Below are 10,495 nucleotides of genomic sequence, written 5' to 3'. Positions count from 1 at the left end.
GCGCCCCCACCCCCCCCCACTTCCCGCGAAGTCCTTCGTGACGAGGACCGGACCTGACCGCCTCCGCCGCTACCGTTCCTCCTACCAGCAGCGATCAGGGAGGCCACCACCCATGAGCACCGACCCGAGCACCCTGTCCGGCGAGCGGCGCGACCTCGTCGAGGCCCTGCAGATGCACCGGGGACTGTTCCTGCAGACCGTGCAGGGGCTCACCGAGGAGCAGGCGCGGGCGCGGACGACGATCTCGCTGCTCAACCTCGCCGGGCTCGTCAAGCACGTCGCGCAGACCGAGGCCGGGTGGCTGGCGTTCGCGAAGGAGGGGCCGGCGGCGATGCCGATGGAGTGGCCGGAGGTCGACATGGACGACCCGGTGATCCAGGAGCGCATCGCGACCGGGGACATGCGCCACGACGAGTTCAACCTGCTCGGCGACGAGACGCTCGACGGGATGCTCGCCTACTACGCGAAGGTCGCCGACGAGACCGACGCCCACCTCGCGACGGCGGACCTCGACGTCTCGTGGCCGCTGCCCGAGGCGCCGTGGTTCACGCCGGGGGCGACGCGGTCGGTGCGGCGCGTGGCGGTCCACATCGTCGCGGAGACCGCGCAGCACGCCGGGCACGCCGACTTCCTGCGCGAGGCGATCGACGGCGCGCGGACGATGTGACCGCGTCCGGGACGGCGACTCACGACGACGGCGTCACCGCCCGGTCGGTCACGCGCACGCGGCGCCGGAGCTCCCCGGTGTCGCGGGCGTCGAACCCCTGCGCGGCGAGCCACGCCTGGACGCCCTCGCGGTCGGGGTGGTTCTCCGGCACCACGTTGTAGACGTAGTTCAGGGAGCGGGCCGCGGCCTCCTCGGCGAGCCGGTTCATCGCCCACGAACCCACCCCGTGCCCGCGGAACGCCGGCACCACGGCGACCAGCACCTCGGCGTCGCCCCAGGTGTCGTCCAGTCGCCCGAACGCCGCGACCTCGCCGTCGGCCGTCCCGACCCGCCACCACGCGTCGCCCAGCGCGTCGCCCTCGGCCGGGGCGCCGAGGCCGTGCAACCCCGGGCCGGCGGGGGAGAAGGCGTCCGCCTTCGCGGCGTCCCACTGCGGCGTCGTCTCGGCCGTCCACGTCCACTCGGTCACCGTCGAGCACCTCCACGACTGTCTACGGGTCTTCCCCACTGCGTCACAGCGTCGTAGAATGTGGGCCGGACGACAAGGGGGAGGCCCACGGTGACGGTCCTGGACGAGCCGGTCAACGAGACCGTCGCTCCCGAGCGGGTCCCGCACGTCGACTTCGACACGAGCCCGGACCGCTATCGGCACTGGCGGTTCACCGTCGACGGCGAGACCGCGACGGTCTACCTCGACGTCGACGAGGGCGGGGGACTGGTCCCGGGCTACGAGCTGAAGCTGAACTCGTACGACCTCGGGGTCGACATCGAGCTGCACGACCTCACGCAGCGACTGCGCTTCGAGTACCCGCAGGTGCGCAGCATCGTGCTGACCAGCGGCAAGGACTCGAACTTCTGCGCGGGCGCGAACATCCGCATGCTGGCCGGGTCGAGCCACCCGTGGAAGGTGAACTTCTGCAAGTTCACCAACGAGACCCGCAACGGCATCGAGGACATGTCGGCCGCGGGGCAGACCTGGATCGCGGCACTGAACGGCACCGCGGCCGGCGGCGGGTACGAGATGGCGCTGGCCTGCGAGCGGATCCTGCTGGTCGACGACCGCTCGAGCGCGGTCAGCCTCCCCGAGGTCCCGCTGCTCGGCGTGCTCCCCGGCACCGGCGGCCTGACCCGGGTGATCGACAAGCGCCGGGTGCGCAAGGACCGCGCCGACGTCTTCGCGACGAAGTCCGAGGGCTTCGGCGGGCGCAAGGCGGTCGAGTGGAAGCTGGTCGACGAGGCCGTGGCCCGCCGGGAGTGGGACCGCGTCGTCGCGGAGCGTGCCGAGGAGCTGAAGGGCGACCGGCCCGCCGACGCGCAGGGCATCGCCCTCAGCCCGCTCGCGCGCACCGAGGCCGACGACGCCATCACCTACGACCACGTGCGCGTCACGATCGACCGCGGCGCCCGGACCGCCACGCTCGTCGTCGCGGTGCCCGAGATGACCGACGACCCGGCCGCCCTCCACGAGCAGGGCGCGGCCCACCCGCTGCTGGCCATCACCCGCGAGCTCGACGACGCCATCCTGCGTCTGCGCACCAACGAGCTCGAGATCGGCACCTGGCTGATCCTGACCGAGGGCGCGGTCGAGCACGCCCTCGCGGCCGACCGCCTGATCGCCGACCACCAGGACGACTGGCTCGTCGCCGAGACCACACGGTTCCTCAAGCGCACCCTCAAGCGCCTCGACGTGACCAGCCGCAGCCTCATCGCGCTGATCGAGCCCGGCAGCTGCTTCGCCGGGCCGTTCCTCGAGCTCGCGCTGGCCTGCGACCGGCAGTACATGCTCGAGGGCACCTTCGAGGAGGCCGAGGACGCCACGCTGCCCAGTGGCGCCGAGGCGACCGAGCCGGCCACGCTCGTCGTCACGAACGCGCAGTTCGGGACGTTCCCGATGGGCAACGGGCTCTCCCGGCTGGAGTCCCGGTTCTACGGCGAGTCCCTCGACGACGTCCCGCGGGACACGCCGCTGACCGGCGCCGACGCCGACGACGCGGGCCTCGTCACCGACGCCCCCGACGACATCGACTGGACCGACGAGATCCGCATCCTGCTCGAGGAGCGGGCCTCCCTGAGCCCCGACGCCCTCACCGGCATGGAGGCGAACCACCGGTTCGTCGGCCCCGAGACCATGGAGACCCGGATCTTCGGCCGCCTCACGGCGTGGCAGAACTGGATCTTCGTCCGGCCCAACGCGAGCGGCCCCGAGGGCGCGCTGCGCAAGTACGGCACCGGCCGCAAGGCCGACTTCGACCAGAAGCGGGTGTAGCAGCATGACCAGCGCGCGACCGAAGATCGACTTCGACGCCAAGATCCCGAACAACGTCGACCTCGCCGGCGACCGCAAGCTGCAGCGCGCCCTCGAGCGGTGGCAGCCGAACTTCCTCGACTGGTGGGGCGACATGGGCCCGGCCGTCGACACCAAGGACGTCTACCTGCGCACCGCCGTCGACGTCGGCCGCGACGGCTGGGCGCACTTCGACCACGTCCCGATGAACGAGTACCGGTGGGGCGTCTTCCTCTCCGAGCACGACCCGGACCGCACCATCGCCTTCGGTGAGCACAAGGGCGAGCCGGTGTGGCAGGAGGTGCCCGGCGAGTACCGCGCCGACCTGCAGCGGCTCATCGTCATCCAGGGCGACACCGAGCCCGCGTCGGTCGAGCAGCAGCGCTTCCTCGGGGCCACCGCGCCGTCGCTCTACGACATGCGCAACCTGTTCCAGGTCAACGTCGAGGAGGGCCGCCACCTCTGGGCGATGGTCTACCTGCTGCACGCCTACTTCGGTCGCGCCGGCCGGGAGGAGGCCGACCAGCTGCTGGCCCGCAACTCCGGCTCGGACGACTCGCCGCGCATCCTCGGGGCGTTCAACGAGGAGACCCCGGACTGGCTGTCGTTCTATATGTTCACCTACTTCACCGACCGGGACGGCAAGTACCAGCTCGGCACGCTGAAGGAGTCGGGCTTCGACCCGCTGTCGCGCACCTGCGAGTTCATGCTCAAGGAGGAGGCCCACCACATGTTCGTGGGCACCACCGGCATCGACCGCGTGGTCCGCCGCACCGCGGAGCTCATGCAGACCCACGACACCGACGAGGTCGCGGGCGCCGGCGGCATCCCGCTGACGATGATCCAGAAGTACATCAACTTCCACTACACGGTGTCGCTGGACCTGTTCGGCAACGAGTCGTCGACCAACGCCGCGAACTACTTCACCGCGGGTATCAAGGGCCGCTGGCAGGAGGAGCGCCGCGACGACGACCACCGGCTCGCCGACGACGCCGGCCACGTCGACGCCTTCCGCGACGGGCAGATCACCCGCAACGAGGTCCCGGCGCTGCTCGCGCTCAACCAGGACCTGCGCCACGAGTACATCAACGACTGCAAGACCGGGCTCAAGCGCTGGAACCGCATCCTGCAGAAGGCCGGCATCGACGCCGAGCTCTACCTGCCCCACGTGGGCTTCAACCGACAGGTCGGCGCCTTCGCGGGCGCGCACATCACGCCCGACGGCAAGGTCGTGAGCGAGTCCGACTGGAAGGCCCGCAAGGACGCGTGGCTGCCCACCGAGCTCGACAAGACCCACGTGCGCAGCCTCATGCACCCGGTCCTCGAGCCCGGGAAGATCGCGAGCTGGATCGCCCCGCCGTCGACGGGGATCAACGACAAGCCCGTCGACTTCGAGTACGTGCACTTCCACTAGCACTTCCACCGGTCCCGACGATCCCGCAAGGTGGTCGATGTGCTGTCCCACCACCAGCAGTTCAACGCATCGCACTACCTGCTCGACCGGCACCTTCCCGACGCCGGGTCCAGGGTCGCGGTCCGGGCGCTGACGCCCGGCGGCGTGCGGGAGCTGACGTACGCCGAGGTCGCGGCCGAGGTGCGCACGGTCGCGGCCGGGCTGCGCGGGCTCGGCGTCCGCCCCGAGCAGCGGGTGGTCATGTGCTGCTCGGACGGCGTCGAGCTGTTCACCGCGATCCTCGCCACGATGCGGATCGGCGCCGTCGCGGTGCCGGTGTCGACGATGCTGCGCGGGCCGGAGCTCGCGAAGCTGATCATCGACTCCCGCGCCGCGGTGCTGATCTGTTCGCCGGAGTTCGGCGGGGTCACGCGGATCGCGACGGCGCTGGCCGTCGAGAACGGGGCGCCGGACCTCGCGGACGTCGTCATCACGTCGGCCGCCGTGCCGATCGACGACGAGGCGCCGTTGGACGGCTACCCGGTCCGCACCCGGGACTGGACCGACCTGGCCGCGTCCGGGTTCGGGTTCGACGACGGGCTCTACGCCACCTGGGACGAGTCGCCCGCGCTCTGGCTCTACACCTCGGGCACCACCGGGACGCCCAAGGCCGCGATGCACCGGCACGCCGACATCCGCACGGTGTGCGAGACCTACGGCGCCCAGGTGCTGCGCATCCGCCCCGACGACGTGTGCTTCTCGGTGGCCAAGCTGTTCTTCGCCTACGGCATCGGGAACTCCATGTTCTTCCCGATGGCGGTGGGCGCCTCGTCGGTGCTCTCCCCGGGACGGCCGTCGCCGGCGGCGATCGCCTCGGTGGTCACCGAGCACCCCGTGACGCTGTTCTACGGCAGCCCGAGCGTGTACGGCCCGCTGCTCGCCTCGGACCTGCCCGACTCGACGTTCGCGCGCGTCCGCCAGGGCGTGAGCGCAGGGGAGGCCCTGCCCGCGCGCATGGTGATCGGCATGCGCGACCGCTTCGGCCTCGAGGTGCTCGACGGCATCGGCTCGACCGAGGCGCTGCACATCTACCTGTCGAACCGGCCCGGCGAGGTCGCGCCGGGTACCTCGGGCGTGCCGGTCCCCGGCTACGAGGTGGAGATCCGGGCCGACGACGGCTCGCTGGTCGCCGACGGCGAGCAGGGCACCCTCTACCTGCGCGCCGACTCGCTGTGCACCGGCTACTGGTGCCGCACCGACGTCAACCGCCGCGTGTTCGAGGGCGAGTGGATGCGCACCGGCGACACCTACGTCCGCAACCCCGACGGCACCTACCAGTGCCTCGGGCGCACCGACGACGTCCTCAAGGTCGGCGGCATCTGGGTGACCCCGATGGAGGTCGAGGAGCGGCTGGTGCTGCACCCGTCGGTGGCCGAGGTGGTCGTCGTGGGGGTTCCCGACGACGACGGGCTCGACCGGACGGTCGCCTGCGTGGTCGCGGCGGAGGGCGCGGTGGTCGATCCCGAGGCGCTCATCGCCTGGTGCCGGGAGGGCCTGGCGTCGTTCAAGAAGCCCCGGCACGTCCTGGAGATCGACGTCGTCCCGCGCACCGCGACCGGGAAGGTGCAGCGGTTCCTGGTGCGCGAGCTCGCGGCGGCGCGGTTGGCGGAGGTCGTCGGCGCCCGTTCGTAGGAGCGGGTGCTCGATCCTGGCGATTCCTGCGCGTGGCGCACACGCTGCGGCGGTGGTGAGGGTCGACCCTGGCGATTCCTGCGCGTGGCGCACACAAGAACGCGCGGTCGTCCGGGTTCGGGTCGGGCGACCCTTCTTCGTGAGCGAGTCGCCGCGACGCTTGCGCGTGTCGCTCCCGAGATCGCGATCATGCTCCGACGGCAGGCCGGACCGGTGCCGCCGGGGGCGTGATCCGAGGGCGGCGACCGCCGTCGGAGAGTGTGTGCGCGCCGCGCGGGTGTCGCGGTAGCTGGGTTTGCTGCCCGCCGGAGTGTGTGCGCGCCGCGCGGGTGTCACGGCAGCTGGGTGTGCTGCCGGCCGGTGTGTGTGCGCGCCGCGCAGGTGTCACGGCGCGCGCGATGCCACGACCGGACTCAGGTCGTCGACGGCCACCAGAAGGCGCACGCGAGGTCGAGGTCGACCAGGTCGGGGTGCCGCCAGAACAGGGCGTCGTCGCGGTCGAGGCGGCGCGGCGCGTGGGACGCGGTCGGGCAGTGCGCCGCGTGCGGGACGGGGGAGAGGCGTCCCGGGCGGATGGCGGAGCAGAACGAACAGGTGCCGAACATCGGCCACCTCCGGCAATCGGGCCGTCGGTGGTGGACGACGACTGCAGGGGTCCCGGGCACCTCGTCGAACCCGGCTGACGTCCGAGGCTGCCCGACCCGGCGCGTTGCGTAGCGGGTTCGTGACGGCGGGCACCCGGTGAGCTGTATCCCGTCGAAGCGCTGACCGACGGTTGCCACGAGCGGGTATGGCGACCGACACTTCACTCAGATGCCGACCCTCTGACTGCACCGGGTGATCGCATGACCGTCACGGCCCCCTCGGCCCCGGCGCCCGCCCCGAGCGCCCACCGCGGCCACGCGGTCCTCGCCGTCGCCCGCCGCGTCCCGTTCACCGCGGTCGTCGTGGTGCTGATGGTGATCGGCGGGTTCGTCACCGGCGCGTTCTGGAGCCCGCTCGCGGGACGTCCGCTCGGCGCCGACCTCGCCTTCGGCGTGCCGTCGTTCGCCGACGGGAAGTGGTGGACGGTCGTCACCGGCTCGCTGGTCGCCGGCCACCCCGCGCTGTACGTGCTCACGCTCGGCCTGTTCGCGGTCGCCACCGGATGGGTCGAGCTGCGCTGCGGGACCCTCCGGACGGCCGTCGTCACGATCGGCTTCCAGGTCGGCGCCGTCCTCCTGACGGCGGGTCTCGTGCTCGCCGTCGCGGCCACCGACTGGCCGTGGGCGCAGACGCTCGCCGCGGACGTCGACACCGGGTTCTCGGCGGGCATGATGGCCGCCCTCGCGATGGCGTCCGCAACCGTCCGCGCCCCGTGGCGGCTGCGCCTGCGGCTGCTGCTCGTCGCGGTCGGCGTGGTCGGGCTGCTCTTCCTCGGCGGGCTCGCCGACCTCGAGCACGCGCTCGCCGTCGCCGTCGCGCTGCCGCTGGCGGCCCGGCTGGCCGGCCCGCACCGGGTCCGTCCGGTCGGTGCGACGCTCGGCCGCCGCGAGTGGCGCCTCGTCGCGGCGAGCGCGCTCGTGGTCATCGCCGCGATCCGGGTGGTCACGCTCGTGGTCCCGGTGGTCGGCCCGCTCGGGAACACCGCGTCGGACTCGACGGTCGCGGAGACGGTCGTGTCGGTGGTGATCGCGCTGCTGCTCGCCGACGGGCTGCGCCGCGGCCGGCGCCTCGCCTGGGTGCTCGGGCTCGTGGTGGGCGTGCTCTACCTGCTGCTCGGCCTGCTCGTGATCGGCGTCGTCGCCTGGGCGCGGGCCACCGACCAGATGGACCAGGTCGAGCTGGTGGGGCTCGCGGTGTTCGTCCCGAACGCGGTGCTGTGGTCGGCGCTCACGGGGTGGCTGATCGCGGGGCGGCGCGCCTTCGCGGTGCCGTCGCGACGGCGGCGGCGGAAGGACCCGTCGTCGGGAATGGGCTCGACGACCGACGGGCCGGACCTGGCCCGGGCGGCGCTGCACCGGTACGGCGGCCCGACGATCTCGTGGATGACGACGTGGCCGGAGAACCGCTACCTGCCGACCGGCGACGGCGGCGTCGTGGCCTACCGCGTGCACGCGGGCGTCGCGGTGGCGCTCGGGGACCCGATCACCGACGACCTCCCGACCGCCCTCGACGACTTCCGCGCCCTCGCCGAACGCTCGGGCCAGGTCCCGTGCCTCTTCTCGACGACGGGTGCGCTCGCCGATGCGGCGCAGGCGCGCGGGTGGCGGGCGCTGCAGGTCGCCGAGGACACCGTCGTCGACCTGGAGGGCCTCGCGTTCACGGGGAAGCCGTGGCAGGCGGTGCGCTCCGCGTTCAACCGGGCGACGAAGGCGGGCATCGAGCACCGGCTGGTCCACCTGGACCAGGAGCCGCGGTCGGTGCTGGCGCAGGTCCGGGCGATCTCCGAGGAGTGGGTGGGGGACAAGGGGCTGCCGGAGATGGGCTTCACGCTCGGCGGCGTGGAGGAGGCGCTCGACCCGGAGGTGCGGACCGGGCTCGCCGTCGATGCCGAGGGCACGGTGCACGGGGTGACCTCGTGGCTGCCCGTGTACGGGCCGGACGGGGTGGTCGTCGGGTGGACCCTCGACGTCATGCGGCGGCGCTCCGAGGGCTTCCGCGCGGTCGTCGAGTACCTCATCGCCTCGGCCTGCCTGGCGTTCCAGGCCGAGGGCGCGCGGTTCGTGTCGCTGTCCGGGGCGCCGCTCGCGCGCTCCGAGCGGACGGACGCCGAGCCGGTGCTCGACCGGGCGCTCGACCAGCTCGGCGCCATGCTCGAGCCGTACTACGGGTTCCGCTCGCTGCACCAGTTCAAGGCCAAGTTCCGGCCGCGGCCCGAACCGATGTTCCTGGTGTACCGGGACGAGGCGGACCTGCCGCGGGTCGGGATCGGCATCGGGCGGGCCTACCTGCCCGACGCCGGGTTCCGCGAGCTCATCGCGCTCGCCCGCTGAGCGTCGCCGCGGCGGCGTCGAGGTCGAACGACGGGTCGGCGAGCTTCTCCGCGACCAGCCCGTCGACGGCGCCGCCGAGCGCGACGGCGAGCACGCGCGGGTCGCCGGGGCGGTACTGACCGGCGGCCTGGGCCGCCTCGATCAACGCGGCGACGGGCCGCCAGCGGGCCGGGCGGTCCTCGCGGTCGCGGACGACCGCCGCGTCGAGCGAGTCGGCCAGCACCCGCGCGTGGTCCGGGCGGGCGCCGAGGTGGGCGAGCATCGTCGTGACGTAGGCGTCGACGGCCGCGCCCGGCGTCGGGGCGGCGTCGACGGCCGCCCCGACGGCCCCGACGAGCTCGCCGAGCACGTGCTCGTAGGCCGCGCGGACCACCGCGTCCTTCGACCGGAAGTGGTAGAGCACCGCCCCCTTGGTGACCCCGGCGGCCTCGGCGATCCGGGCGAGGGAGCACCGGCCGTACCCGTGCTCGGCGAGCATCCCGATCGTCACGTCCACGAGCTGACGGCGCCGGGCCTCCTCGGTGAAGGTCACGACGTCAGGAAAGCAGCGACGTCGGCGGCGACCCGGTCCGGGTAGTCGCCGGTGAGGGCGTGCGAGGCGTCGGGGTAGGTCAGCACCCGGGCGCCGAGCCGGTTGGCCGTCGCCGCGGCCACGGCGCTGTCGTGCATCACGGACCGGCCGGCGAGGATCACCAGGGTCGGCACCGGGAGGCGGGGCTCGAGCAGCCCGGGCTGCGGGAGCGCGAGGGGGTAGGTCTGCATCCCGGCCTCGATCATCTCGGCGACCGGCTCGTGCTCGACCGGCGCGCCGTTCGCCGTGTAGGAGGCGAACGCGTCGCGCCAGGAGCGCGGCAGCCGGCGGACGGACGCGGGCACGGAGCGGAGCACGGTGCCGAGCGGGAGGGAGGCGTAGGTCATCGCGGGGTCGAGCAGGACCACGCTCGCCAGCCGTTCTCCGGACCTTCCAGCAGCACGCCGATAGGGGGTCGCGAGGTTCGCCGCGGTCCAGCCGCCGATCGAGTACCCGACCAGGTGCACGCGCGGTGCCCCGACGGCGGCGAGGGCCTCGGCGAGCCAGGCCGCCTGGTCGGCGTCGTCGGTGATCGGCCGGGACTGGACCGACGCGCCCGGCTCCCCGAGCAGGTCGATCAGGTAGACGGTGCGCACCGCACGCAGCGTCGCCAGGTTGTCCGCCCACAACGGCGACGGCGCGGCCCGGCCGGGCAGGAGGACCAGCGGGTCCCCGGGCGCCCCGTCGTAGCGGTACATCCGGACGACGCCGAAGCCCGTCCGGACGTCGAGCGTCGCGTCCGGCGGCGGCATCCGGGCCATCGCCGCCCCGTACGCCGCGTCGAACCGGTCCTTCCCGGCGGCCGAGGTGAAGTGCCCGACCGGCGCCGAGCCCGTCGTCGTCAGGAGGACGACGGCGACGAGCGCCAGGACGACGAGCCCGACCGCGAATCTCCGCACGGTCAGGAGTCTGA

General features: G+C 73.1%; 9 protein-coding genes. 5 read left to right on the top strand and 4 right to left on the bottom strand.

Annotated features, from left to right (window positions below; translation table 11 throughout):
* Positions 1 to 112: 112 nt before the first annotated feature.
* Entirely contained in the window at positions 113 to 667 is a 555-nt protein-coding gene (locus tag LN037_RS02480) for a DinB family protein (protein ID WP_230749474.1), read from the top strand.
* Positions 668 to 686: 19 nt separating this feature from the next.
* Here the strand turns inward: LN037_RS02480 and LN037_RS02475 are convergent, their stop codons facing one another.
* The gene (locus tag LN037_RS02475) at positions 687 to 1,136 is read right to left on the bottom strand and encodes a GNAT family N-acetyltransferase (RefSeq protein ID WP_230749472.1); all 450 of its coding nucleotides are present in this window, start codon (positions 1,134 to 1,136) and stop codon (positions 687 to 689) included.
* A 90-nt stretch (positions 1,137 to 1,226) separates the two neighbouring features.
* On the opposite strand from LN037_RS02475, the gene boxC reads away from it, so the two are divergent.
* Genes boxC through LN037_RS02460 form a run of 3 tightly spaced genes read left to right on the top strand, consistent with a single transcriptional unit; the run spans position 1,227 to position 6,036 of the window.
* Positions 1,227 to 2,933, top strand: a complete 1,707-nt coding sequence (boxC, locus tag LN037_RS02470; RefSeq protein ID WP_230749470.1) for a 2,3-epoxybenzoyl-CoA dihydrolase — start codon at positions 1,227 to 1,229, stop codon at positions 2,931 to 2,933.
* A gap of 4 nt (positions 2,934 to 2,937) precedes the next feature.
* The gene (boxB, locus tag LN037_RS02465) at positions 2,938 to 4,365 is read left to right on the top strand and encodes a benzoyl-CoA 2,3-epoxidase subunit BoxB (RefSeq protein ID WP_230749469.1); all 1,428 of its coding nucleotides are present in this window, start codon (positions 2,938 to 2,940) and stop codon (positions 4,363 to 4,365) included.
* Positions 4,366 to 4,404: 39 nt separating this feature from the next.
* Positions 4,405 to 6,036: a benzoate-CoA ligase family protein gene (locus LN037_RS02460; RefSeq protein ID WP_230749519.1), complete on the top strand. Its 1,632-nt coding sequence runs from the start codon at positions 4,405 to 4,407 to the stop codon at positions 6,034 to 6,036.
* Positions 6,037 to 6,449: 413 nt separating this feature from the next.
* Here the strand turns inward: LN037_RS02460 and LN037_RS02455 are convergent, their stop codons facing one another.
* On the bottom strand, positions 6,450 to 6,641 hold the full coding sequence (locus LN037_RS02455; RefSeq protein ID WP_230749467.1) for a hypothetical protein: 192 nt from the start codon (positions 6,639 to 6,641) through the stop codon (positions 6,450 to 6,452).
* Between the two features lie 240 nt (positions 6,642 to 6,881).
* On the opposite strand from LN037_RS02455, the gene LN037_RS02450 reads away from it, so the two are divergent.
* Positions 6,882 to 9,011, top strand: a complete 2,130-nt coding sequence (locus tag LN037_RS02450) for a bifunctional lysylphosphatidylglycerol flippase/synthetase MprF (protein WP_230749465.1) — start codon at positions 6,882 to 6,884, stop codon at positions 9,009 to 9,011.
* Here LN037_RS02450 and LN037_RS02445 read toward each other — a convergent pair.
* Positions 8,992 to 9,543 (bottom strand): TetR/AcrR family transcriptional regulator, encoded by a 552-nt coding sequence (locus LN037_RS02445; RefSeq protein ID WP_230749463.1) that lies wholly within the window; start codon positions 9,541 to 9,543, stop codon positions 8,992 to 8,994. The genes LN037_RS02450 and LN037_RS02445 overlap by 20 nt on opposite strands.
* Entirely contained in the window at positions 9,540 to 10,481 is a 942-nt protein-coding gene (locus LN037_RS02440) for an alpha/beta fold hydrolase (RefSeq protein ID WP_230749461.1), read from the bottom strand. The genes LN037_RS02445 and LN037_RS02440 overlap by 4 nt, the downstream gene beginning before the upstream one ends.
* Positions 10,482 to 10,495 lie beyond the last annotated feature (14 nt).

The organism is Actinomycetospora soli (genome assembly GCF_021026295.1).
Lineage (GTDB): Bacteria > Actinomycetota > Actinomycetes > Mycobacteriales > Pseudonocardiaceae > Actinomycetospora > Actinomycetospora soli.
This window is presented reverse-complemented; position numbering and strand designations above follow the sequence as displayed.

Bases quoted from the DNA above. Each gene is read 5' to 3' on its own strand.
- boxB (WP_230749469.1), top strand. From the start codon at position 2,938: ATGACCAGCGCGCGACCGAAGATCGACTTCGACGCCAAGATCCCGAAC.
- LN037_RS02480 (WP_230749474.1), top strand. From the start codon at position 113: ATGAGCACCGACCCGAGCACCCTGTCCGGCGAGCGGCGCGACCTCGTC.
- LN037_RS02455 (WP_230749467.1), bottom strand. From the start codon at position 6,641: ATGTTCGGCACCTGTTCGTTCTGCTCCGCCATCCGCCCGGGACGCCTC.
- LN037_RS02450 (WP_230749465.1), top strand. From the start codon at position 6,882: ATGACCGTCACGGCCCCCTCGGCCCCGGCGCCCGCCCCGAGCGCCCAC.